This window comes from Micromonospora sp. NPDC049645 (assembly GCF_040675155.1).
In the GTDB taxonomy this organism is placed as follows: domain Bacteria; phylum Actinomycetota; class Actinomycetes; order Mycobacteriales; family Micromonosporaceae; genus Micromonospora.
In genome coordinates, this window is the sequence record NZ_JBFAOI010000005.1 from 377,138 (window position 1) to 401,385 (window position 24,248).

Below are 24,248 nucleotides of genomic sequence, written 5' to 3' on the forward strand. Positions count from 1 at the left end.
CCGCCCTCGATCAGGCGTCGGCGCTCAGGATGGCCAGCACCATCACCGCGGCGAGGGCCAGGTCGAGCACCCCGCACCACTCGGCGTAACCACGCGGCACCACCCGGGCGCCGCGGTGGTGCGCCAGGTCCCAACCGGCGTGCGCCAGCCACCCGAACGCCACCAGCCAGGCGGCGGCCCGCCCACCCACCACGACCGCGACCACCGTCAGGGCGACCCAGGCGACCAGGCCGGCGAGCTGGGCGGCGAGCACGCCCGGCCCGCGCAGGGTCCGGCGGGCCACGCCGATCAGCAGGTAGCCGCCGGGCAGCACCAGCATCGTCCACGGGCTGAGCACGCGCGGATCGGCCCACATGTCCACGGTCATCAGCAGCGCCAGCCCGGTGGGCCAGCGGCGGGCGAGCGCCACCACGGCCGGGTGTCGGTGTGGCACCGCCGGCGTCTGGTGCCGGTGCCGCACCGACACCAGCACCATCGCCGGAACCATCAGCAGGTGACCGCCGAGCAGGAGGCCGTCACCGTCGAGCAGGCCAGCCCGGTACGGTACGAGCAGCAGCAGGAACGGGACGTACATCGCGGCGGCCATCTCGCCGACCCCACGCCACTGGTGCGCCCGGTAGCGCATCCACACCGTCATGCCGACCGTCATGTTGGTGGCCATCACCAGCGCGGCGACCTCCGGGCGGCCCAGCGCCCCGGTGAGGCCCGACGCGTCGCCGGCCACGTCCCACAGCGGTGCGAGCAGGAGCATCCCGGCGACCATCGCCAGTGCCATCTCGCCGAGGTGCCACAGCAGCCGTCGCGTGCCGCCGGTAGCCGGCGACACGGTCGACGGCACGGCGGTGGCGCTGTCCGCGTACATCCGTGTCTTCTCCATGCCTCGACCCTGCCGGCGTCCGGGCGCGGACGGCAGAACCGTTCCGCACCGGAAAACCGTGCGGGTCGCACGGTCCATCCGTGACAGTCGGCACGGGTGGACCCCGCGCGCGGCGGCCCTAGGATCGGTGTGTGGCGAGCGAGGCGGTGACTCCCCGGGCGGACCGCCGGCTCCACCGCGCCCGGCAGGCGACCCTGTTGTCGCTGGCCACCGGAGTGTGGGCCAGCGTCCTGCTACCAGCGGTCGGCCTGACCCACGAGCCCGACCCGGGCCGACTGGCGCTCGGCGCGGTCGGCATCCTCGCCTTCGTGGTCGCGCAGACCGTCGTGCTGTACGCGGCGGTGACACCCTGGCTGCACCCGCGCTGGCGGCGTCGCGCCGAGGGAGGTCTCGCCGTGGTGGCGGTGCTGACCGTGCCACTGGTGGGGCCGGTCGCGGCCGGTCGGTGGCCGACCTGGGCCTGGCTCGGCGCGGCGCTGATCGGCATGACGCCGCTGCTGCTGCGGTGGCGGGCCGCGCTGGCGTTGGCGGCCGGCGTCCTGCTGGTGGCGGTGGCGGTCGCCTGGTGGACCAATGGTTCCGTGGCGCGTCACCTCGCCGTGACCGGTGGGATCGGCGCGGCCGTCGCCGCGGTCAACGGGCTCCAGATCTGGTTCTGGGGTCTGCTCGTCGAGGCGCGGCAGGGGCAGGCCGACCAGGCCCGGCTGGCCGCCGCCGAGGAGCGGCTGCGCTTCGCCCGGGACGTGCACGACGTGTTGGGGCACAGCCTCACGGTGATCGCCCTGAAGGCCGAACTCGCCGCCCGGCTCGCCCCGGTCGACCCGGAACGCGCCGGGCGGGAGGCCGCCGAGGTGCAGCGACTGGCCGCGTCGGCGCTGACCGAGGTGCGGGAGACCGTGCACGGCTACCGCGCCGTCGACCTCGACGACCAGCTGTCGGCGGTGGTGGGGGTGCTGCGCTCCTGCGGGGTGCGGTGCACGGTCCTGCCGCCGCCGACGGACCTGCCGCCGGCCGTCGCCAGCGAGCTGGCCGCGGTGCTGCGTGAGGCGGGCACCAACGTGCTGCGGCACAGCCGGGCCGACTGGTGCCGGATTCGCATCGACCGGGAGAAGGACATGGCCAGGATGACGATCGCCAACGACGGCGCCGACGGCCGTGGCCCGGACGCGCACAGCCACGGCCTGCGCGGGTTGGCCGACCGACTCGCCGCCGCCGGGGGCGGATTGCACGTCCACCGCCGGGACGCCGTGTTCACCCTCGAGGTCACCGTCCCGGTGTCGTCGTGATCCGCGTCCTGCTCGCCGACGACGAGGACCTGATCCGGGTCGCGGTCGCCGCGCTGCTCGCCCTGGAGCCGGACCTAAAGGTGGTGGCACAGGCCGCGGACGGGCCGGCGGCGGTCACCGCGACCCTCGCGCACCGCCCGGACGTGGCCGTGGTGGACCTGGAGATGCCCGGCCTGGACGGCATCGCGGTGGCCGCCGAGCTGACCCGGGCCCGACCCGAGTGCGCGGTGGTCGTGCTGACCGGGCACGGCCGTCCCGGGCATCTGCGCCAGGCGCTGACCGCTGGCGCCCGAGGGTTCCTGCCCAAGGGTTCGCCAGGTGGCGCGCTGGCCGACGTGATCCGCCGGGTGCACGCCGGGGGCCGCTACGTCGACCCGTCGTTGGCCGCCGACGCGCTGACCCTGCCCCCGTGCCCACTGACTCCTCGGGAGCTGGAGACGTTGCGACTGGCCGAGGTCGGCGCCCCGGTCGCGGTGATCGCCCGGCGCGTGCACCTGTCGGCCGGCACCGTCCGCAACCACCTCTCCGCGGCCGTGCAGAAGCTCGGCGCGGCCGACCGCGCGGAGGCGGTCCGCACCGCCCGGGACAACGGCTGGCTCTGACCCACCGTGCCCGGACCGCGGGCGCGGTGAATCCCACGGCACGTCGGGGCGCGGCTCCGGTCGCCACCGCTAGCGTAGGCGGGTGCGTACGGTGGAACTGCTCTGCTCGCCCGGCCTGGAGGTCGCGGTCCGCGCGGTCTGGGGTCGTCTGGTGGCCGCCGGGTTGCCCAGTCTGGCCCGCAACATCCACCCGACCAACCGGCCGCATCTCACCCTCGCCGCCGTCGACGACTTCCCGGCCGGGGTCGAACGCCGCCTGACCGAGCTGTTCGACGCCGCGTTGCCGCTACCGGTGACGCTCGACCGCGTCGTCGTCCTCGACGGCAGCGCCCCGTTGGTGTGGCTCGTGCGACCCGATCCCGCGCTGACCGCGCTGCACGCCGCCGTCTGGGACGTCCTCGCGCGGGCCGACGGACACCGCCCGTGGCACGCGCCGGACGTGTGGGTGCCACACCTGAGCCTGGCCCTGCGGTTCCGCGACGCGGACCTGCGCCTGGCCCGAGCGGTCGCCGGCGGGCAACGCCCGACGGGTGCGTTCGACGCCGCCCGCAGCTACGACGGCACGGACCGCACGGTGACCGCACTGACCCGGTGACCGCACTGACCCGGTGACCCGGTCGAGTTTCGGCTTGACCTCAAGTGGGGTTGATTGTCGACGATGACCCCATGGTGGACATCGAAGAATCAGCAGACCGGGTCGCGGTGATCGGTACGGGGGCCATCGGGGGTGCGGTGGTACGCCGGCTGCGTGCCGCTGGACGCGACGTGACGGTGTGGAACCGCAGGTCGAGCCGTACCGCCGAAATGGTGGAGCTGGGCGCGGTGCCGGCGGCGTCCCTCGGCGAGGCGACCTCGGCCAGCGCCCTGATCCTGCTCACCGTCACCGACCACGCGGCGGTGCGGCAGTGCCTGGACTCCGTCGGCGAGGACCTGTCCGGTCGGACCGTCGTCGCGATGTGCACCGGTACGCCGGGCGATGCGCGGTCGACCGCGACGCGGGTCGCCGGCCTGGGCGGACAGTACCTCGACGCCGGCCTCCAGGCCTCGCCCGACATGATCGGCGCGGGCGCGGCAACCATCCTGTACAGCGGCTCTCCCACGGCGTTCGAGCAGCACCGGGCCACCCTCGGGCTGGTGGGCGCGGCCCGCTTCGTCGGGGAGACACCGGACGCGGCCGCGGTGTGGGATCTCGCCCTGTTCGGTGTCTGGTACGACGCCCAACTGGGCCTGCTGCGGGCCCTCGACGTCGTACGGGAGGCCGGCATCGACGTCGTCGAGTTCTCCGACACGGCGACGAGCCAGCTCGGCCATGTCGTCGCCGGTGTCCCCGCCACCGTCTCCGAACTGCGCGGCGCGACCTACCCGCCGGGTCCCGCCAACCTCGTCGAGCACCACACGGTTCTCCGCCAGATCCTGGAGCTTCGGGCCGGGCTACGGCTGGGCGACGGGGGTCTGCCCGAGGTGGTCGCCCGCATCGAGGCGCTCATCGCCGCCGGGCGGCACGGGGAGGGCCTGACCGCGACGATCGGATGACGCCCTGCCGCACCAATCGGACGCTTCGCTCCCTTCGGAGTAGATAGGAGGATTGTTCGGTCCGCTCCGGTCCCGGCGATTACGGTGTGTTACAGGGCGAACCACCTGATGTCGTGACCGGAGAAGGGACCCCGTCATGCGAGTGCCCAGCCGTAGCCCGGGACAGCAACCCGGTTCGCCCCCGTCACCCACCGCTCCGGCCCGCCGACGGCCCACCGGCGCCACCCCTCGCCGCCCGTCCGCGCCCGCGCCCGACCTGGCCGCGTACCGGGCCGCCGTCGCCGAACTCCTGGTCGAGGTCGGCGCCCTGGCCGACGCCGCGAGCACCCGGGCCCGACAGGTGCTCATCGACGAACGGTTGCGGGAGCCGGCGCTCGCCGCCGTCCTCGACGCCACCCCGCAGGGGCTGATCGGCGCGCGCGAGACGCTGCTGCTGGAGATGGCCCGCTACCAGCCGAACGAGCGCACCTCGGCGAGTGACCTCAACGCGCTGGTCCGGATCTTCCTGCTCTCCCGCATCGACGTGCTCTGGTGGCAGGACGCCCCGACGTTCGTCACCGACGACCAGGTCAACGGCAGCCCGGAACTGGTCGACCTGGAGTGGCTGCGCCGCCGTGACCTGCTGCGCTTCTGCTACCAGGAGCAGCCGGCCACCATGCTGGGCCGGGCCGCGCGCGGACTGCGTCGCCGGCTGCGACCCGACGCCACCCCGCGTACCGCCGGGCTCCTCTTCCGCCGCGCCCGCCGCGAGGTGGTGGCGCTGCTCAACGACATCGGGCGGGAGTTCACCGCCCTCGCCCCGCCGGACACCCCGCCGCTGTGGGTGACCAGCCTGGTCCGCAGCGCGGAGCACCAGTACCGGCTGCGTCGCCTGGGCTACGCCGCGATGCTGCCCAGCGGGCACTGTCTCGGCTACTCCGTCGACGTCGAGCTGGCCTGGTTCGAGCGTTTCGGCGCGCGGGACGCCCTGGCCGAGCTGCTGCTGAGCCGGCAGGAGGCCGGCGAGCTGAACGTGATCGACGAGGGGCAGGCGTGGCACCTGTGCCTCGCGCCCACCGCCCGGCGTCGACTACGTCGGGCGTACGAGGCCGAGATGGGGGTCTGAGGGTGTGCGGCATCGCGTTGAGCATCGGCCCTGAGGCCGACCCGGCGACCTTCCGGCGGATGCTCGCCGCCCTCGCCCCCCGGGGCGAGGTCACCGAAACCCGGTCCGAGAGCGGGCTGCTCGCCGGCACCCGCCGGCTGCGGGTGGTCGACCGGGACCGGGCGGTGCAGCCGTGGACGTCGACCGACGAGCGTTGGCTGCTCTGCTTCAACGGCGAGGTCTTCAACTACCGGGAGTTGCGGGCCCAACTGACCCGGCTCGGACAGGTCTTCCGTACCGAGAGCGACACCGAGGTGCTGCTCGCCGCGTTCCAGCAGTGGGGTGAGGCGGCGGTGACCCGGCTGCGCGGTGAGTACGCCTTCGCGGTCGTCGAGCGGGCCACCGGCCGGACGTACCTGGCCCGCGATCCGCTCGGCGTGAAGCCGCTGTACTGGTCCCGCCGGCCCGGCTGCCTGTATCTCGCCTCCGAGGTCAAGGCGCTCGTCGGGCACGGCGAACCGATCGCCGAGGTGCCGCCCGGGCACCACGGCTGGGCCGAGGCGGACGGGCACGTGCGCCTGAGCCCGTACGTCGACCTCTTCACCATCGGCGACGGCCTGCCGGTCATCGACGACCCGGACGAGGCCGCGCTGCTGGTCCGTGCCGCGCTCAGCGACGCGATCCGGATGCGGGTGGAGACCGACCTGACCGTCGGGGTGGTGCTCTCCGGCGGCCTGGACAGCTCGCTGACCCTGCGGCAGGTGCGCGACATCCATCCGGACTGCGTCGCGGTGACGGTCGGCGTGGCGGACAGCCCCGACGTGGCGTACGCCCGGCGGCTCGCCAACGATCTCGACGTGCCGCACGTGGTGGTCGAGCTGCGTCCGCGCGACATCCGGCTCGCCGACGTCCGGGAAGCCATCCGGATCTCCGAGCTGACCGAGTACGGCGACATCATCAACGCCGTCGTCTCGGTGCCGATCTTCCGGCGGCTGCGTGACCTGGGCATCAAGGTGGTGCTGACCGGGGACGGCTCCGACGAGCTGTTCGGCGGGTACCCGATGTATCACCAGGTGGGGCCGGTGGCGGCCCGCCGGCTGTTCCTGCACCGGATCCGCAACCTGTGCCGCACCGAGTTGCAGCGGGTCGACCGGGCCGCCATGGGCCACGGCGTGGAGGCCCGGGTGCCGTTCCTCGACCTCAGCGTGGTGGAGCTGGCGATGCGACTGCCGGTGGATCTGAAGCTGCGCGACGGGCAGGAGAAGTGGATCGTCCGGCGGGCGTTCGCCGACGTGCTGCCCGACTATGTGGTGCGTCGGCCGAAGAACCCGATGTCGTACTCGTCCGGGTTGCACGAGCGGGTCCGGCTGTACAAGCCGCTCTTCGCCCGGCTGCACCGCTCGTTCGGCTACGACCTGCAGGAGCCGGTCCGCCGGGACTTCGACAGCGTGCTGAGTCGCTGCGGCAACGATCTGGACCGGGCCATCGCGGACGGGCTGACCCGACCCGACTACACGGTCCTGGAGCACGCCCGCGACCTGGTCGGCGCGGCCAGGTGGAACGCCGCTCCGATGGTCCGCCGGCTGGTCGGCCCGCGCCCGGCCCGGCCCTGACCGATCAGCGTCAGGTCCGATCGCCGCCAGCACCCGCGCCGCCGGCCGGCCAGGCTGGACGGATGACGAACACCAGCTTCCGCGTCCACGCCGTTGCGGCCGCGACGCTCGACGAGATCCGACGTACCGGCCGCGACGCCGCCGACCAGGCCGTCGAATCGGTCGTGGCCGGCGGCGGAGAACCCCTGCGCTGCTGCCTCCGGGACGCCGAGGAGGGGGAGGAACTGGCGCTCTTCGGATACGCGCCGCCGGGCACCGCCGGCCCGTACCGGGAGATCGGCCCGGTCTTCGCGCATGCCGCCGCCTGCTCGGGCCCGGACGGGGCGGGCGGTCACCCTGCGGCGTGGCGGGGGCGGCCCCAGGTTCTGCGGGCGTACGACCGGGAGGGCCGGATCTGCGGGGGTCGCCTGCACGACGGCGCCGATCCGGAGACGGTGATCGCCGAGTTGTTCGCCGACGCGTCGGTGTGGCAGTTGCACAGCCGCAACGTGGTGTACGGCTGCTTCATGTTCGCCGTGCGGCGGGTCGCCGGGTAAGGCGGTCAGGTCACCAGCAGCAGCGCGCCGACCGCGGCGAGCGTCGCGGTGACCGCGAGCAGGGTGCTGGTCAGCACGAACCGGGTCACCGGCACGGCCACCCCGGCCGCCCGGCAGCGCTCGAACCACAGCAGGGTGGCCAGGGACGCCCAGGGTGCGGCCAACGGGCCGACGTTGGTGCCGATCAGCAGGGCCAGCAGGCGGGTGTGGTCGGCGGTCGGCAGCACCGACTCGCCGGCCAGGTAGGCGGGCAGGTTGTTCACGGCGTTGGCGAGCAGCGCTCCGGTGCCACCGGCGCGCAGGGCGCCCAGCGCGCCGCCGCCGGTGCCGAGCAGGTTGCCGACCACTTCGTCGAGCCCGTGCCGGCCGAGGGTCTGCACCACCAGGAACAAACCGGTGACGAAGAACAGCAGGCGCACCGGGACCAGCCCGGGGCGCAGCGTGGCGGGGGAGCGGACGAGGAACCCGACCAGCACCAGCGCGACCGCGACGGTGGAGGCGAGACCGATCTCCACGCCGGCGAGGATCCCGGCGACGAAGATCAGGCACCCGACGAGCGCCGTCCGGTGCAGGACCGGGTCGGCCGGTACGTGCCGGGCCGGCGGGACGAAACGCCCACCGGCGGGCCGGTCCCGTCGCCACCACCCGATCCAGAGCACGGCCATGGTGACCGCCACGGCGGCGATCTGGGGCAGCGCCATCCGGGCCGCGTAGGCCAGGGGCGCCAACCCGACCCGGCCGGCGGCGAGCAGGTTGGTCAGGTTGGACACCGGCAGCAACAGGCTCGCGGTGTTCGCCAGCCAGACCGTGGTGACGGCGAGCGGGGCGGCGGGGATCCGCAGGTTCCGGGCCAGCGCGAGCAGCACCGGAGTGAGCAGTACGGCGGTGGTGTCGAGGTTGAGCACCAGGGTGGTCAGCGTGGCGAGGCCGCCGCAGAGCAGGAACAACGCGGCCCAACTACCGCGGGAGGCCCTGGCCAGTCGACTGGCCAGCACGTCGAAGACACCGGCCACGGCGGTCAGTTCGGCGAGCACGATCACGGTGCCGAGGAACAGCAGCAGCGGCAGGATCCGGTGCAGGGTGGCGGTGGTCTCCGCCCGGGGGAGCAGTCCGGTCAGCGCGCAGGCCGCGCCCACCACGGCGAGGACGGCCGCCACCACGTCCAGCGGGTGGGGCCGCCAGCGCGTGGTCGGTTCGGGTGGGGCGGCAACTGTCACATCTGCTCACGTTGGCACAGCCCCTGGCCAGCCGGTTCGCAACCCCCGCCCCGGTGACGGGCCCCACGGTTTGCTCGGGCGCGGGCCTGCCGCCGGACACGGGCCGGGCCCGACCCCGAGAGATCGGGGGTCGGGCCCGGTGTGCTGCGCGGTGCCTACCAGCCGAGGTAGCTGGGCTGGGTCTGCACGTTGAGCTCCTGGTAGTGGGTCAGCTTGGCCGTCCAGGTGCGCCAGTCGTTCAGCTCCAGGACGTCCAGGCCCTTCACCATGTCGTTGGAGTAGATGTGGCCGTTGTAGTAGTACGCGGACCAGGTGCCACCGCCGACGAACGTGTCGGCCGAGAGCGGCCCGCGCTCCCAGAAGGCGATCTCCTTCGGGTTGGCCGAGTCGGTGAAGTCCCAGACCGAGATGCCGCCCTGGTACCACGCCTGGACCATGATGTCCCGACCGAGCACCGGGATCAGCGAGCCGTTGTGGGCCACGCAGTTCTCGGTGTCGGCGTTCGCCCGGGGAATCTTGTAGTAGCTGCGGAAGGTCATCTTCCGGGCGTCGCCGCGGCCGGTGACGTCGTAGATGGCATCCGCGCCCCGGTTCGGGCCGATGGCCTCGTTGCAGGTCGCCGCCCCGCCACCACCCAGCTCGTCGGTGAAGATCACCTTGGTGCCGGAGTTGTTGAAGGTGGCCGAGTGCCAGAACGCGAAGTTGACCTCGTCCCGGACTCGGTTGATGACCCGGGGCGCCTCCCGGTTCTTGATGTCGAGCAGGATGCCGTCACCCATGCAGGCGCCGGCGGCCAGGTCCTTCGACGGGTAGGCGGTGATGTCGTGGCAACCGGTGGTCGCCGAGCCGGTGCCGCTGCCGGGGAAGCCGCCGTCCGGGAAGAGGTTCGGCGTCGCGACCACGGCCGCGTCGGTCGGCTTCTTCACCGGGACCTTGATGATGGAGATGGAGTCGTGCGGCGGCTGGCAGTCCGGGAATTCGGCCCGCGGGCTGTACGACGAGACGTACAGGTAGACGGCCTTGCGGTCCTTGCCCGGCACCAGGGTGTGGGTGTGTGACCCGCACGCGGTCTCGACGGACTTGATGTAGCGCGGGTTGGCCTTGTCCTTGATGTCGAAGACCTTGATGCCCTCCCACGAGCCCTTCACGTCCGCTCCCTGCGCGGTGCTGTTGCAGGAGTCGTCGCTGCGCGACGAGTCGGTGGAGAGGAAGAGCAGGTCACCGTGGACGGAGATGTCGTTCTGCGACCCCGGGCAGAGCACCCGGGCCTTGACCGTCGGCGCGCTGGGCCGCGAGATGTCGTAGATGACGAAGCCGTTGTAGTTGCCGGCGAACGCGTACTTGCCCTGGAAGGCGATGTCGCTGTTGGTCGCGTCCAGTGGGGCGACCTTCGGCACGTTGGCGATCTGACGCAGGTTGGGGCTGCTCACGATCTCGTCGACGCCGGGGATCTCGTTGGTGAGCGCGGGAGCAGGCGCCGCCTGCGGCAGCGCCTGGGCGTTGCTCGCCGGGGAGATGAGTACGCTGGCGACGAGGAGGCCGGTCGTGGCGAGAGCCACGACACGCAGTTGTCGTAACCGTGGCTTGTGGAGTCTGATCATCGGCGGGGGCCCTTCGCAAGGGGGAGACGATGGTTGACACGTTACAGTTCCGCGAAGAACGTCGATGTGAGCTGGTTCACATCACGGTGGCTTCTTCAATGGATAGCATCGCGGTGACCTCGACTCCAGGGAGTGGCCCATGACCAACCGGCGCGCACGAACCCTGGCGATCGTCACAGCGGCCCTCGTGGTGCCGCTGGTGGCGTTCCTCATGATCCGCCTCGGTGACGACGCCGGCACCGGCGCCGCGCAGCCGGCCTCCGCGCCCGCCACCTCCGCGCCCGCCACGCCGACGGCCAGCCCGGTCCCCACCGACCTGACCGTCATCGCGCCCGGCCGCCCAGGCGAGACGGCGGCCACCCGCGCGGCCCACGAGGTGCGCGACGCCGGCCCCGCCCCACACAACTCGCTGGACGTCTGGTTCGTCCGGATGATGATCCCGCACCACGCGCAGGCCCTGGCGATGGCGGAGCTCGCCCCCGACCGGGCCGCCGACCCCGACGTCCGGGCCATCGCCGAGCGCATCCGCGCCTCCCAGGGGCCGGAGATGGGCATGATGCGCGGCTGGCTACAGACCCGTGGTCTGCCGGCGGAGGTGCCGGGGCACGACCACGGCACCATGCGGGGCATGCAGTCGCCCGAGGCGATGCGGCAGCTCGCCGCGACCCGTGGCGCGGACTTCGACCAGCTCTTCGTCCGGATGATGACCGAGCACCACCAGGGCGCCATCGAGATGGCCACCAACCTGCTCACGGTCGGCTCCGACCTGACGCTCAACGAGTTCGCCACCTCCGTCGCCACCGAGCAGACCGTCGAGATCGACCGCATGCGCGAGGCCCTCGGCCGCTGAGCCCGGCCGCGGGCGGGAGGGTCGAGCGTCCCGGCACGTACGCTGGGTGACCGTGACACGCACCCTGTTCGGTCGTCCGCTGCGTGGCGTCGCCTTCGACGTGGCCGTCGCCGCTGTCGTGGTGCTCGTCTCTTTGGCCGCGGCGGTGAACCAGCCGGGCGGTTGGGCGGCGACGGCGGTCGGGGTGGCAATGGCGGTGGCGCTGTTGTTCCGCCGTACCCACCCGGGCGCGGTGACCGTGGCTGTCGCGGCGCTCGCCCTGATCCAGGTGGTCGCCCGGTGGGGTCCACTCATCTACGACGTGGCCGTCCTGATCGCGCTCTACAGCATCGTGAAGTACGGCCGGCGGCTGCGCGACGGCGTGCTGGCCGGCGTGGTCGCGGCCGTCGGCGTGCTGCTGGCCGCCGCGCAGACCCCCAACGTCATCCAGTGGTGGGCGACCGCGCTGTGGTATGCGCTGGTCACCGGCGCGGTGTGGCTGGTCGCGCTGAACGTGCGGACCCGCCGGCTCTACGTGCTCAGCCTGGAGGAGCGGGCCACCACCCTGGAACGCGAACGGGAGGCCGAGTCCCGGGCGGCGGTCGCCGAGGAACGCACCCGCATCGCCCGTGAGCTGCACGACGTGGTCGCGCACAGCATGGCCGTCATGATCGTTCAGGCGGACGGCGCGCGGTTCATGCTCGACCGTGACCCCGCTCAGGCACGTACCGCGGTGAAGGTGGTCGCCGACACCGGCCGGCAGGCGCTTGAGGAGATGCGCCGGCTGGTCGGCGTCCTGCGCGACGCCGGCCCGGCCGGCGCGGACGGGCCCGACGGGCTGACGGTGGCCGCGGACCCCGAGCACCGGCGGCTGGCCCTGGCCGAGTTGCCGGAGCTGCTGGCCCGGTTCGACGACGCCGGACTGCGCGTCCGCAGCGCCGTCACCGGCGAGCCACCGGCCCTGCCGCCGGGCCTGGAACTGACCGTCTACCGGGTGGTGCAGGAGGCGCTGACCAACGCGCTCAAGCACGCCGGCGTCGGTGCCGGCGTCGAGGTCGTGCTGGCGTACGACGCCGCGGCCGTCGTGGTCCGGGTGGTCGACGACGGTCGGGGCCGCCCGCTGGTCAGCCCGACGCCGTCCGGAGGCCACGGCCTGCTCGGCATGCGGGAGCGGGTGACGGTGTACGACGGCAGCCTCACCGCCGGTCCCCGACCGACCGGGGGCTGGCAGGTCGAGGTCCGGCTGCCGCTACCGTCGGAGCCGGCAACGGAGGTGATCGCGGCATGACGGTCCGGGTGGTGATCGTGGACGACCAGGCGCTGGTCCGCGCCGGGTTCCGGATGGTGTTGGGCTCCCAGCCCGACCTGGAGGTCGTCGGAGAGGCGATCGACGGTGCGGACGCCCTGCGGGTGCTCGCCCGCACCGAGGCCGACGTCGTGGTGATGGACATCCGGATGCCCACCATGGACGGGGTGGAGGCGACCCGGCGGCTCTGCGCCGACCGGCCCGCGGGTCGCCCCCGGGTGCTCGTGCTGACCACCTTCGACACCGAGGCGGACGCGTTCGCGGCCCTCCAGGCCGGGGCGAGCGGGTTCCTCCTCAAGAACGTCCCCCCGGAGGAGCTGCTGGCCGCGATCCGGGTGGTGGCCCAGGGCGACTCGGTGGTGGCCCCGTCGATCACCCGGCGCCTGCTGGAGCGGTTCGCCGGGCAGCTCGGCGCCGCCCCGAGCGCCGACCCCCGGCTCGCGCAGCTCACCGAACGGGAACGGGAGGTGTTGCTGCTGGTCGCCCAGGGGCTGTCCAACGCGGAGATCGCCGCCCGGGTGCACGTGGCCGAGGCGACGGTCAAGACCCACGTCGGGCGGATCCTGGCGAAGCTCCAGCTGCGCGACCGGGTCCAGGCGGTGGTCCTGGCGTACGAGAGCGGGCTGGTCAGGCCGGGCGGATGACAGCGGGTACGACCTGGGTCGTAGCCCTCGACGGGCGCACCGCGACCCGGGACGCAGACAGGTCGAGCGCGCAGGTGGAGATCGACAGACCGGTGCCGGCCATAGCGTCGGAGGGGTCCGATCCGCCGCCTGCACCGGGAGCCCCGCTTGATCCGCCTGACCCTGCGCTCGTTGCGCGCCGAGGCGCTGCGCCTGCTGCTCTCCGCGCTCGCTGTCGTGCTCGGCGTCGCGTTCGTCGCCGGCACCATGATCTTCGTCGACGGGATGCGGTCCGGCGCGTACGAGCGGGCCGGCAGCTTCGACCGTCACACCGACCTGGGTGTCTACCCGGCCGGCCACGAGGCGCTGCCGCCGGCCCTGATCGACCGGGTGCGGGCGGTCGACGGGGTGGCCGCCGCAGCCGGTGAGCTGACCAACACCGCCGGGATCGTCGGTGCCGACGGTCGACCGGTGCTCGGCTTCACCATGCTCGTCGCCATCCCCACCGAGGACGCGCTGCGCTCGTACGACGTGGTGGCCGGACGGTTGCCCGACCGGGCCGGGGAGGTGGTGCTCGACGCGCCGACGGCGGCCGAGGAGGGCTTCGCCCTCGGCGCGGCGGTACGCGTCGGCGCCACCGGCGGGGCGGCCCGCCCGTACACCCTGGTCGGCACGGTCGACGTGGCCGGCACCGCCCGCGACGTCGGTGGCCCGTTCGTCGGCCTGGTCGGGCCGGACGCGTTGTCCCTCACCGGCGAGCGGGGCTACGGCCGGATCCTGGTGGCGGCCCGACCGGGCGCCGACGTCGCGGCGCTGACCGCACGGGTACGGGCCGTGGCCGGCGCCGAGGCCACCGTGAAGAGTCGCCAGCAGATCCTCGACGAGGCCGTCGAGGAGGCGGTGCGCAACGTGGACCAGTTCCGGATGCTGCTGTTGATCTTCGTGGGTGTGGCGATCGTGGTGGCCGGCTTCGTGATCGCCAACACCTTCGCGATCGTGTTGGCGCAGCGCACCCGACGGACCGCGCTGCTGCGCCTGATCGGCGCCACCCGGGGGCAGGTCTTCCGGTCCGCCCTGCTGGAGGCGGCGGTGCTGGGGCTGGCCGCCTCGGCGCTCGGGGTGCTGCTCGGGGTGGCCCTCGCCGGCGGGCTGCGGCTGCTGATGCCCCGACTGGACGTGCCGGTCACCGGCGCGCTGACCGTGACCGGTCCGACCGTGCTGACCGGGCTGCTGCTGGGCACCGGCCTCACCCTGTGCGCCGCGCTGCTGCCGGCCTGGCGGGGGACCCGGGTCGCCCCGGTGGCCGCGCTGACCGACGCCGCGGTGCAGCCCGGTCGAGGTGCCGGCCGGGTGCGGCTGAGTATCGGCGCGGTGGTCCTGGCCGTCGGTGTGGCCGCGCTGGCCGGCGCGGCCGGCGCCGGGCAGGTGCTGCTGGTGGCGATCGGCGGTGTGCTCGCCTTCTTCGGGATCGTGCTGTTCGGGCCGGTGCTCGTTCCGGCGCTGGCCCGGTTTTTCGGCTGGCCGGTGCGTCGCGTGCTCGGTGCGACCGGCGACCTGGCGGTCGCCAACACGGTGCGCAACCCGCGGCGGGTCGCTTCGACCGCCACCGCCCTGGTGATCGGGATCGGACTCGTGTCCGCGTTCATGGTCGGCGCGCGCAGCACCAAGGACGGCATCGAACGCAGCGTGGACGACCAGATCGGGACCGACTTCGTGGTCATCGGAATCGGTCAGGACCTGCCGGCCACCCTCGTCGGAGCGCTTGCCGCCCGCCCCGAACTGGGTGTCGTGCACGAGCAGCGCAGCACCGTCGTCGCCGACGTCGAGATCCGCGCGGCCCACCCGGCGCTGGTCGGGCGGACGCTGAGCGGCGTGCTCGCCGGCGACGTCGATCGGCTGGGGCCGGGGCAGGTACTGGTACACCGCGAGTTGGCCCGCGCACGCGGCTGGCAGGTCGGCTCTCCGGTGACCGTCGGCGGGCGCCCGTTCCGGGTGGCCGCCGTGGTCACCGACGACACCACCGGCGGTGCGGCGCCGACCGGTCACGTCATCGACCTGTCCGACCAGGACTTCGCCGCGCTCTTCCCCGCTGCGCGGGGCTACCTGGCCGAGATCGACCCGGCCGCCGGGGTGAGCCCCGAGCGGGCCCGCGACGCGATCGTGACGGTGCTGGGCGGCTACCCGACGGTGAACCTGATGGACCAGGGCGCGTACAAGAAGATGCTCACCGGCACGGTGGACATGCTGCTCGCCTTCGTCACGGCGTTGCTCGGCCTCGCGGTGGTGATCGCGCTGGTCGGCGTGGCGAACACGCTGAGCCTGTCGGTGGTCGAGCGGACCAGGGAGAACGCCGTGCTGCGGGCGGTCGGGCTCACCCGGGCCCGGCTGCGGGCGGTACTCGCCGTCGAGGCGGTGCTGATGGCGCTCGTCGGCGCGGTGCTGGGGGTGGGGCTGGGCGCCGGTGTCAGCGCGTCCGCGATGGCCCTGCTGGACCGCCTCGGCGGCGACTTCCACGTGGTGCTGCCGCTCGGCCAACTCGGGCTGATCCTCGGCGTCGCGGTGCTGGCCGCCCTGCTCGCCTCGGTGCTGCCGGCCCGCCGGGCGCTGTCCCGGCCGGTCGTCGAGGCGCTCGCCGACCAGTGACCCGGTCCCGGTCCGGGGCGGCCGGGTCTTCACCCGGCGACCGGACGGACATCCGCCGGCCGGTCCCGCCATCTTCCCCGGCGGCGGGACCGGCCAGCGGTGCCGGGTCTACAGGCGCTCGACCATCGGGCCGGCGCACCGGTTCCGGGTGTCGAAGACGTAGCGGGCGTGCCGGACCACCAGGTCGTAGTCGAAGGTGTCGTGGTCGGTGACCACCACCACCGCGTCGGCCGCGCGCACCTCCCGCTCGGTGAGCCCCACCACGGTGACCCCGGCGGGGATCTGATGCGCCTCCGCGTACGGCTCGACCGCGTGCACCTCGGCGCCGAGCGCCTGCAACCGGCGCGCCACGTCGACCGCGGGGGAGTCCCGCATGTCGCCGGTGTTCTTCTTGTACGCCAGACCGAGCAGCAGCAGTCGGGCGCCACTGACGGCCCGGCCGTCCCGGTTCAACCCCGCCATGATCCGTTGCGCGACGTGTTCGGGCATCTCGTGGTTGACGTCGTTGGCCAACTCGATGAACCGGAACTGCCGGCCGAGGCGGCGCTTGACCTGCCACGACAGGTAGCACGGGTCGATCGGCAGGCAGTGCCCGCCAACGCCGGGCCCGGGCCGGAACGGCAGGAAGCCGAACGGTTTGGTCGAGGCGGCGTCGATCGCCTGCCAGACGTCGATGTCGAGGTGGTGCGAGAGCATGGTCAGCTCGTTGATCAGCGCGATGTTGACCTGGCGGAAGGTGTTCTCGATCAGCTTGGTCAGCTCGGCGACGCGGGTGGAGTCCACCGGCACGGTGCGTTCCACCAGACGCTGGTAGAACTCGTCCACCCGGGCCAGCGACGCCGGGTCCACGCCGGAGACCACCTTCGGGGTGTTCTCCAGTCGCCAGGTCGGGTTACCCGGGTCGATCCGCTCCGGGCTGTATCCGAGGTGGAAGTCACCGGGACTGGTCAGCCCACTGGCCGACTCCAACAGCGGGCGCAGCAGCTCCTCGGTGGTGCCGGGGTACGTGGTCGATTCCAGGATCACCGTGCAACCCGCGCGGACGTACGGGCCGATGCCGATGCCGGCCTGCTCGACGAAGCTCAGGTCCGGGGTGCCGTCGCGCAGCGGGGTCGGCACGGTGATGACGCAGATGTCGAACCCGTCGGCATCGGCGTACTCCGTGCTGGGGTGATAGCGGCCGCTGCCCAGCGCCCGGCCCAGCCGGTCGGTCGGGATGTCCTCGACGAACGACTCGCCGGAGGCGAGACGCTTCACCCGGTCGGCGTCGACGTCGAGGCCGACCACGTCGAGCCCCGCCTCGACGGCCCGCATGGCCAGCGGCAGTCCGACGTACCCCTGACCGATGACGACCAGCTTTTCAGCGCTCACCCAGGCTCCCGCAGCAGATGGTGTAAATGGCCTGCTGAGAGCCTAGAGGCGTCTTCGGCGACGTAAGTCCGTTTTGAGGATATCGGTGCTGGTGGGACTGCCGGGGCACACCGTGGACGGCCGGCTCAGCCGCCCGCCGGCACCTCGGGATCGACCGGAGCGCCCGTGGTGGGGGTGGGATCACTGGTCGGCGGAGGATCACTCGTCGGCGCGCCGGTCGTCGGCGCGCCGGTCGGTGGCCCCGTGGTGACGGCCGTGGTCGGCGTCGGCGAGTTCGCCGACTGGCTCGGCTGCGTGCTGGGCGTCGAGGAGAGGGAGGCCGACGGCGAGTTGCCGGGGGCGTGCGGCCGGTTGGTCCTACCCGGGTCGACGCTGGTGACCTGCTCGTTCGCCGCCGGCAGGTCCTGCGGACCGGTCGGTGCCACCGTCGGCGAGTTGGTCGGCAGCTGGACCGCCGGGTCGTCGCCGGCGTTGCGTGCCGCGCCCAGCGCCGCACCGAGCCCGACCAGCGCGACCAGCACCGCCGCCGCCGCGCCGACCAGCGGCCCCCGCCGTCGCGGACGCCCGTCCGCCACCGCCGCGCCGGCCGGTACGTCCGTGCGGGTGTCCGGCCCGGCGTCGCGCAGCGCGACCGGCGACGCCATCGCCGTCGGCGGCTCGCCGCCGGTGACCGCGGTCCGGGCGGCCTCGGCCATCGCCGCCCCGGTGCTGAAGCGCTCCAGCGGATCCTTGGCCAACGCCCGCGACACCAGGGCACGGACCGCCTCCGGAATGTCGTGCGGCAACTCCGGCGGCTCGTCGTCCAGGTGCCGGACGGCGACCTGGAGCGGGTTGTCACCGGTGAACGGCGGACTGCCGGTGAGGCAGCAGTAGGTGACCGCGCCCAGGGCGTAGATGTCGGTGGCGCCACTGACCGGCCGGCCGGCGGCCTGCTCCGGAGCCATGTAGAGGGCGGTGCCGGGCACCGCGTTGGTGCTGGTGATGCTGGTGATGTCGGTGGAGCGGGCCACGCCGAAGTCGACCAGGACGACGGTGCCGTCCTCCTGCACCAGCAGATTGCTGGGCTTGACGTCGCGGTGCACGATGCCACCGCGATGCGCCGCGTTGAGCGCCGCGGCCGCCTGGGCCACGATCGACATCGTCTCGGCCACGTCGAGCCGTCCGGCCGCCTCGATCCGCTTGGACAACGGCTCGCCAGCGACGAACTCCATGACGAGGTAGTCCGCCCGGGCGCCGTCGGGGAGGTCGTCCGCGCCGCAGTCGAAGACCTGCACGATGCCGGGGTGCCGCAGCGCCGCCATGATCCGGGCCTCGGCGCGGAACCGGGCGATGAAGTCGGGATCGGAGACCAGCGCCGGCAGCAGCACCTTGACCGCGACCTGCCGGCCGAGGATCAGGTCGGAGGCACGCCAGACGTCGCCCATGCCGCCGGTGGCGACACGTTCGTCCAAGCGGTAGCGACCGCTGAGTACGACCTCCGATGACAGCACCGCATTACCGTACCTAGAGTGCCGCGGGGCGGCGCGCCGCGGCAGGGCCGCCGGGCGGCTGGTTCAGACCGGCTGATCCGGCCTGACCTGTGTGGACGTTCCGCTTCGGTGACACTGCGAAAGCGTGGTGTCACGAAAAGCGACAATTTTCGTCGTACGGATCCTCCGTGGCGGCAAGAAACCGCCGTTAGACACGGTTGGCGTCTCCTGGTCACCGACCGTTACGGCGACGCGCCGTCCGGCAGGGTTGATAATTGTCACTCTTCCGTGACACGACGCCGACTTGTCGCGTCCTGAGCCACCTTCTAGCGTTAGCCCGGCTCGGGCCCGTCCCGCCACTGCGGTGGTAGCGCCCGAGCGCCCCCGCCGTTTGCCCCGCGGACCCGTCGCCCCGACAATCGTTGTCGCGGCACAATCAGATTGGCGGAGGGGCGGTGCGGGTGCTCATCGGGCGGACGATTCGTCTCGCGTGGCCAGCCTCGCGGCGGATCGGGCCGGGACGCCCCGGACGACGCGTGGGCCGCGGATGAACGCCGACCTGTCGGAGTTGGTCAGCGCCGCGCAGGCCGGGAACGAGGACGCGTTCCGCTTCCTCTACCGCAGCCTCCAGCCAGGGCTGTTGCGCTATCTGACCGCCCTCGTCGGCGCCGACGCCGAGGACGTCGCCTCGGAGACCTGGCTTCAGATATCCCGTGACCTGCCCGCCTTCACCGGGGGCGAGTTCCGGGCCTGGACGGTCACCATCGCCCGCAACCGCGCCATGGACCACCTGCGTCGGATGCGCCGCCGACCCTCACTCCCGGTTCCGGTGCAGGCGCTCGTCGAGCTGGCCAGCGACGCGGACACCGCCGAGCGGGCCAACGAGACGATCGGCACCGAGGCTGCTCTCGCGCTGATCGCGACCCTGCCGCCCCGGGAGGCCGAGGCGGTCCTGCTGCGGGCAGTGATCGGGCTGGACGCGGGAGCCGCGGGCCGGGTGCTGGGCCGCCGTGCCGGCGCCGTGCGCACCGCCGCGCACCGAGGTCTACGACGGCTCGCGGTTTTGCTGGAGCGACAGAACCCGGCCGGGACGCCGGTCGGGGCCGAGGCGGTGCCGCAGCCGCGCACGGAGAGTGGTCCAACCCTGCGGGCGCCGCACGCCGAACCGGCGGATGGCTGACGTGAGGGGACTTCCGATGAACCCGTTCCGGCGGCCCGACCACGCCGACACCGACCGGCTGCTCGACTCGGCCCGGACCACGGTGGACCAGGGCCGACCCGCGACGCCACCGCAGGCGCACCTGGCCGCCCCGAGCGAGCCCACGACCGACCGGGTGGCCGCGCTGCTCGCGGCAGCCGCCGGCCCGGTCCGCCCCGGAGAGTTGGCCGGTGAGGAGGCCGCGTTGGCCGCGTTCCGGGCCGCCCGGGCCAACCCGGCGCCGGCCGTGCCGCACCGGCCACGCCGTCGCCGGGTGACCACCGGGGCGGTGGCCTGGGTCGGCGCGGTGGCGGCCACCGCCACCGCGGGCGCCGCCTTCGCCGCGGTCACCCGGGACCGGGCGCCGGATCCGGTCGCGCCGGCGCCGTCGCGCCCGTCACCCTCGCCCCACCAGGGCGCACCCCGATCGCTCGAACCCAGCCGGGCGGCGCCCCCCGGTGCTCTGTCGCCTGGCGCGCCGTCACCCGTCACCGCCACGCCGCCGGCCAGCCCCGCCCCCGCCGAGCAGCTGCACGGTCTGTGCCGCGCCTGGCGGGCCAAGAAGCCCGACCAGCGGGAGAAGGCGTTGCGTACGGATGCCTTCCAGAGGCTGGTGACCGCCGCCGGAGGCCCCGCCGGGGTGGAGGCGTACTGCCAGCGGCTGGTGCCCGAGGTGAAGCCCTCCGAGTCCGTGAAGGTGAAGCCCTCCGAGTCCGCGAAGGCCAAACCGTCCTCGTCGGCGAAGGGCCCACCGTTGCCGCCGCCGGCGAGGCATCCCGTCGACGGCGAAACGGTCGGCGACTGAGCGGTCGGCGACTGAACGGTCGGCGGCTGGAGCGGTTTGTTCCGCCCCTGCACCGGAAATTCGTCTGTTAGACAGAGACTGGTGTCGCCGTGCACGCCCCCGAAGGTGTCGGTGGGTGGGTTTACGGTGGCACAGTGTGCCGGAGTCGGCGCATGGAGAGGGGGCTCGACCCTTGGTGACGTCACCCGACCTGGACCGCAGCGCGATCCTGCGCGAGTCCGCAGCCGCAGTCCGGCATCTCGCCCGGATCTGCTTCAAGACCGGCCCACCGACGCACACCGGCGTCGAACTGGAATGGACCGTGCACGACGCCGCCGATCCCGCCCGTCTGGTCGACGCGAGTCGGCTGCGCGCGGCGCTGGGGCGGCACAGCCCCGCCACGCTGGATGCCACCAGCCCGGCCGAGCCGCTACGACACGGCGGCGTGGTCACCCTGGAGCCGGGCGGCCAGTTGGAGATATCCACCCCGCCCCGCCTGTCGGTCGCCGCGTTGATCCGCGCCACCGAGGCAGACATCGCCCAGGTCACCGACCTGCTGGCCGCCGCCGGGCTGATCCTGGGCCGCAGCGGCATCGATCCCCACCGTCGGCCCGGCCCGGTGGTGGAGACCCCCCGCTACCGCGCGATGCGCGCAGCCTTCGACCGGCGCGGCCCGGACGGCCGCACCATGATGTACAGCACCGCCGGCCTGCAGGTCTGCCTCGATGCCGGCGAGCCGGATCAGGTCGCCGACCGGTGGGCGGCGGCCCACGCGGTCGGCCCCCCGTTACTCGCGGCGTTCGCTACCGCCGCCCGACACGCCGGGCGGCGCACCGGTTGGGCGTCCGCCCGGATGGCGGCCTGGCTGGCCATCGACCCGGCCCGCACCCGCCCGGTCTGGTCGCCCGGCCACGCCGAGGACGACCCGACCACCACCTGGATCCGCTACGTGCTCGCCGCGCCGCTGCTCTGCCTGCGCCGGGACAACGCCGACTGGGCCGCGCCACCCGGTGTGACCTTCGCCGACTGGCTCGACGGCGCGCTGCCCCAACCACCCACCACCGACGACCTCGACTACCACGTCAGCACCCTCTTCCCACCGGTGCGGCCACGCGGCTACCTGGAGTTGCGTTACCTGGACACCCAACCGGGTCGGGACTGGCGGTTGCCGCTGGCGGTGCTGACCGCCCTGTTCGACGATCCGGGCACCGTGCGCGACGCGTACGCGATCGCCGCGCCGCAGGCGCACCGGTGGTCGGCCGCCGCCCGACACGGCCTGGCCGATCCGGCGCTGGCCGCGGCCGCGGCGTCCCTGCTCGACCTGGCCCTGACCACCCTGCCCCGCCTGGATCTGCCGGTCGGCGTCCACGACGACATCCAGCGGGGCGTACTGCGGCGGTTGACCGCCGCCACGGAGAGGAGAGACCGGTGAGCGCGAGGAGTGAGCCGGGGTTGCGAGCCCCGCAGTCGGGAGCGGCGGGGGGCTCGGTGAGCGCGAGGAGTGAGCCGGGGTTGCGAGCCCCGCAGTCGGGTCGGGTTGACGGGGAGCAGTTGCGCGACCGCATCGCGGTGGAGTTGGCGCGGGCCCGGGCGCGTACGACGTTGCTGACCGAGGTGGTCGACGACGCGGACCTGATGCGCCAGCACTCGCCACTGATGTCGCCGCTGGTCTGGGATCTCGCCCATGTGGGCAACCAGGAGGAGTTGTGGTTGGTCCGTGACGTCGGGGGCCGGGAGCCGGTTCGGTGTGACATCGACGAGCTGTACGACGCGTTCAAGCAGCCACGCCGGGACCGTCCGGCGCTGCCCCTGTTACCGCCGGCGGAGGCGCGCGCCTATCTGGGTACCGTCCGGGACAAGGTGTTCGATCTGCTCGATGCGGTGGCGTTCACCGAGCGCCCGTTGGTCGCCGACGGGTTCGCGTTCGGCATGATCGTGCAGCACGAGCAGCAGCACGACGAGACCATGCTGGCCACCCACCAGCTGCGTTCGGGTCCGACGGTGCTGCACACCCCCGCGCCGCCGGAGCCGTCGGTGCGGGTTGGTGCGGAGGTGCTGGTGCCGGCCGGCGAGTTCACGATGGGCACCGACACCGACCCGTGGGCGCTGGACAACGAACGCCCCGCGCACCGCGTCGACCTCCCGGCGTACTTCATCGACGCCGCCCCGGTGACCAACGGCCAGTACGCGGCCTTCATCGCCGACGGCGGCTACACCGAGCAGCGGTGGTGGAGTCCGGCTGGCTGGGCCCACCGGATCGCGGAGCAGCTGAGCGCGCCGATGCACTGGCGTCGGGACGGCGACGGGTGGTCGTATCGGCGTTTCGGCCAGTGGGATCGGGTCCGCGCCGACGAGCCGGTGGTGCATGTGTGCTGGTACGAGGCGCAGGCGTACGCGGCGTGGGCTGGCAGGCGGCTGCCGACCGAGGCGGAGTGGGAGAAGGCGGCCCGCTGGGATCCGACGACCGGGCGGTCCCGTCGTTATCCGTGGGGTGATGACGACCCGTCCGAGGCGCACGCCAACCTCGACCAGCGGCATCTGCGCCCGGCGCCGGTGGGCGCGTACCCGGCGGGCGCCTCGCCGTTGGGGGTGCACCAGCTCATCGGTGACGTCTGGGAGTGGACCTCGAGCACGTTCGACGGGCATCCCGGCTTCGCCGCGTTCCCCTACCGCGAATATTCGGAGGTCTTCTTCGGCGGCGACTACCGGGTGTTGCGCGGTGGTTCGTTCGGCACCGACCGGTCGGCCTGCCGGGGGACCTTCCGTAACTGGGACTATCCGATCCGCCGGCAGATCTTCAGCGGTTTCCGCTGCGCCCGGGACGTGCGTCCGGACGAGTCGTACCGGTGAGTGGTCGCACGACCGGCGGCCCGGCGGCGGGCCGGGGGCGCTGATGTGTCGCCACTTGGCCTACCTGGGGCCGCCGGTGACGCTGGCCGAGGTGTTGTTCGACCCTCCGCACTCGCTGGTGCGGCAGTCCTGGGCGCCGCGGGACATGCGCGGTGGCGGCACGATCAACGCCGACGGGTTCGGCGTCGGCTGGTACCCGGTTGAGGGTGAGCCGGTGCGCTACCGGCGGGCGCAGCCGATCTGGAGCGACCCGACCATCGCCCAGCTCGCGGCGGTGACCCGCAGCGCGGCGATGTTGGCGGCGGTGCGTTCGGCGACGGTCGGGATGGCGGTGCTCGACGGCGCGGCGGCGCCCTTCGCCGAGGGGCGGTGGTTGTTCAGCCACAACGGTGTGGTCCGCGGTTGGCCGGACGCCGTGGTGCCGCTCGCCGCGGGTCTGCCGGTGCGTGACCTGCTCACCCTGGACGCTGCCACCGACTCGGCGTTGCTCTGGGCGCTGGTGCGGCACCGGTTGCGCGCCGGTGCGGATCCGGCCGAGGCGGTCGGGCGGACGGTGGCCGACGTCGCGGCCGCCGCGCCCGGATCACGGCTCAACCTGCTGCTCACCGACGGGCGGCGGGTGGTGGCCAGCGTGGCGGGGCACGCCCTGTCGGTCCGCGGGGCGCCGGGTTCGGTGCTGCTCGCCTCCGAGCCACACGACGACGATCCCGGGTGGCGGTCGGTGCCGGAGGGGCACCTCGTCGTCGCCACCGCGGGCGAGGTGCGGGTACGTCCACTGCCGGCCCCGGTGCGTCACGCCGGGCAGGCCGGCACCGGTTGATCGAAC

General features: G+C 73.4%; 21 protein-coding genes. 16 read left to right on the forward strand and 5 right to left on the reverse strand.

Annotation, left to right across the window (positions count from 1 at the left end; all coding sequences use genetic code 11):
- Window positions 1-10: 10 nt before the first annotated feature.
- The gene (locus AB0J33_RS15355; RefSeq protein WP_363613852.1) at window positions 11-877 is read right to left on the reverse strand and encodes a hypothetical protein; all 867 of its coding nucleotides are present in this window, start codon (window positions 875-877) and stop codon (window positions 11-13) included.
- A 131-nt stretch (window positions 878-1,008) separates the two neighbouring features.
- Between AB0J33_RS15355 and AB0J33_RS15360 the strand changes: the two genes are divergently transcribed.
- From AB0J33_RS15360 to AB0J33_RS15390, 7 genes are all read left to right on the forward strand, one after another.
- Window positions 1,009-2,163 carry a histidine kinase gene (locus AB0J33_RS15360; RefSeq protein ID WP_363613854.1) on the forward strand — a complete coding sequence of 385 codons (1,155 nt, stop codon included), beginning with the start codon at window positions 1,009-1,011 and terminating at the stop codon, window positions 2,161-2,163.
- The gene (locus AB0J33_RS15365; protein ID WP_363613856.1) at window positions 2,160-2,765 is read left to right on the forward strand and encodes a response regulator transcription factor; all 606 of its coding nucleotides are present in this window, start codon (window positions 2,160-2,162) and stop codon (window positions 2,763-2,765) included. The genes AB0J33_RS15360 and AB0J33_RS15365 overlap by 4 nt, the downstream gene beginning before the upstream one ends.
- 82 nt (window positions 2,766-2,847) lie before the next feature.
- Window positions 2,848-3,360 (forward strand): 2'-5' RNA ligase family protein, encoded by a 513-nt coding sequence (locus AB0J33_RS15370; protein ID WP_363613858.1) that lies wholly within the window; start codon window positions 2,848-2,850, stop codon window positions 3,358-3,360.
- Window positions 3,361-3,431: 71 nt separating this feature from the next.
- Entirely contained in the window at window positions 3,432-4,298 is an 867-nt protein-coding gene (locus tag AB0J33_RS15375) for an NAD(P)-binding domain-containing protein (RefSeq protein WP_363613860.1), read from the forward strand.
- A gap of 136 nt (window positions 4,299-4,434) precedes the next feature.
- Window positions 4,435-5,403: a DUF5715 family protein gene (locus tag AB0J33_RS15380; RefSeq protein WP_363613862.1), complete on the forward strand. Its 969-nt coding sequence runs from the start codon at window positions 4,435-4,437 to the stop codon at window positions 5,401-5,403.
- Between the two features lie 2 nt (window positions 5,404-5,405).
- The gene (locus AB0J33_RS15385) at window positions 5,406-6,995 is read left to right on the forward strand and encodes an asparagine synthase-related protein (protein WP_363613864.1); all 1,590 of its coding nucleotides are present in this window, start codon (window positions 5,406-5,408) and stop codon (window positions 6,993-6,995) included.
- Between the two features lie 62 nt (window positions 6,996-7,057).
- The gene (locus tag AB0J33_RS15390; RefSeq protein ID WP_363613866.1) at window positions 7,058-7,531 is read left to right on the forward strand and encodes a DUF1203 domain-containing protein; all 474 of its coding nucleotides are present in this window, start codon (window positions 7,058-7,060) and stop codon (window positions 7,529-7,531) included.
- Between the two features lie 5 nt (window positions 7,532-7,536).
- On the opposite strand, the gene AB0J33_RS15395 is transcribed toward AB0J33_RS15390, so the two are convergent.
- Complete coding sequence (locus AB0J33_RS15395) at window positions 7,537-8,748, reverse strand: SLC13 family permease (protein ID WP_363613868.1); 1,212 nt, start codon at window positions 8,746-8,748, stop codon at window positions 7,537-7,539.
- Between the two features lie 155 nt (window positions 8,749-8,903).
- Window positions 8,904-10,349 (reverse strand): hypothetical protein, encoded by a 1,446-nt coding sequence (locus tag AB0J33_RS15400; protein WP_363613870.1) that lies wholly within the window; start codon window positions 10,347-10,349, stop codon window positions 8,904-8,906.
- A 139-nt stretch (window positions 10,350-10,488) separates the two neighbouring features.
- Between AB0J33_RS15400 and AB0J33_RS15405 the strand changes: the two genes are divergently transcribed.
- The 4 genes from AB0J33_RS15405 (at window position 10,489) to AB0J33_RS15420 (ending at window position 15,750) form a co-directional block, all read left to right on the forward strand.
- Entirely contained in the window at window positions 10,489-11,199 is a 711-nt protein-coding gene (locus AB0J33_RS15405) for a DUF305 domain-containing protein (protein WP_363613872.1), read from the forward strand.
- A gap of 46 nt (window positions 11,200-11,245) precedes the next feature.
- Entirely contained in the window at window positions 11,246-12,466 is a 1,221-nt protein-coding gene (locus tag AB0J33_RS15410) for a histidine kinase (protein WP_363613874.1), read from the forward strand.
- Window positions 12,463-13,128, forward strand: coding sequence for a response regulator transcription factor (locus AB0J33_RS15415; protein ID WP_363613876.1), 666 nt, complete (start codon window positions 12,463-12,465; stop codon window positions 13,126-13,128). The genes AB0J33_RS15410 and AB0J33_RS15415 overlap by 4 nt, the downstream gene beginning before the upstream one ends.
- 147 nt (window positions 13,129-13,275) lie before the next feature.
- Complete coding sequence (locus AB0J33_RS15420) at window positions 13,276-15,750, forward strand: FtsX-like permease family protein (RefSeq protein WP_363613878.1); 2,475 nt, start codon at window positions 13,276-13,278, stop codon at window positions 15,748-15,750.
- Between the two features lie 108 nt (window positions 15,751-15,858).
- On the opposite strand, the gene AB0J33_RS15425 is transcribed toward AB0J33_RS15420, so the two are convergent.
- Together AB0J33_RS15425 and AB0J33_RS15430 are read right to left on the reverse strand one after the other, a co-directional pair.
- Window positions 15,859-17,121, reverse strand: coding sequence for a nucleotide sugar dehydrogenase (locus tag AB0J33_RS15425; protein WP_363613880.1), 1,263 nt, complete (start codon window positions 17,119-17,121; stop codon window positions 15,859-15,861).
- A 125-nt stretch (window positions 17,122-17,246) separates the two neighbouring features.
- On the reverse strand, window positions 17,247-18,611 hold the full coding sequence (locus AB0J33_RS15430) for a protein kinase (RefSeq protein ID WP_363613883.1): 1,365 nt from the start codon (window positions 18,609-18,611) through the stop codon (window positions 17,247-17,249).
- A gap of 526 nt (window positions 18,612-19,137) precedes the next feature.
- Between AB0J33_RS15430 and AB0J33_RS15435 the strand changes: the two genes are divergently transcribed.
- The 5 genes from AB0J33_RS15435 to egtC all read left to right on the forward strand — a co-directional run bounded on the left by AB0J33_RS15435 (window position 19,138) and on the right by egtC (window position 24,242).
- Complete coding sequence (locus AB0J33_RS15435) at window positions 19,138-19,770, forward strand: RNA polymerase sigma factor (protein ID WP_363613885.1); 633 nt, start codon at window positions 19,138-19,140, stop codon at window positions 19,768-19,770.
- Between the two features lie 16 nt (window positions 19,771-19,786).
- Window positions 19,787-20,593, forward strand: coding sequence for a hypothetical protein (locus AB0J33_RS15440; protein ID WP_363613887.1), 807 nt, complete (start codon window positions 19,787-19,789; stop codon window positions 20,591-20,593).
- Between the two features lie 172 nt (window positions 20,594-20,765).
- Window positions 20,766-22,004, forward strand: a complete 1,239-nt coding sequence (gene egtA, locus AB0J33_RS15445) for an ergothioneine biosynthesis glutamate--cysteine ligase EgtA (protein WP_363613889.1) — start codon at window positions 20,766-20,768, stop codon at window positions 22,002-22,004.
- A gap of 80 nt (window positions 22,005-22,084) precedes the next feature.
- Window positions 22,085-23,422, forward strand: coding sequence for an ergothioneine biosynthesis protein EgtB (gene egtB, locus AB0J33_RS15450; protein ID WP_363613939.1), 1,338 nt, complete (start codon window positions 22,085-22,087; stop codon window positions 23,420-23,422).
- A 43-nt stretch (window positions 23,423-23,465) separates the two neighbouring features.
- Window positions 23,466-24,242, forward strand: a complete 777-nt coding sequence (gene egtC / locus AB0J33_RS15455) for an ergothioneine biosynthesis protein EgtC (RefSeq protein ID WP_363613891.1) — start codon at window positions 23,466-23,468, stop codon at window positions 24,240-24,242.
- The last annotated feature ends 6 nt before the right edge of the window (window positions 24,243-24,248 follow it).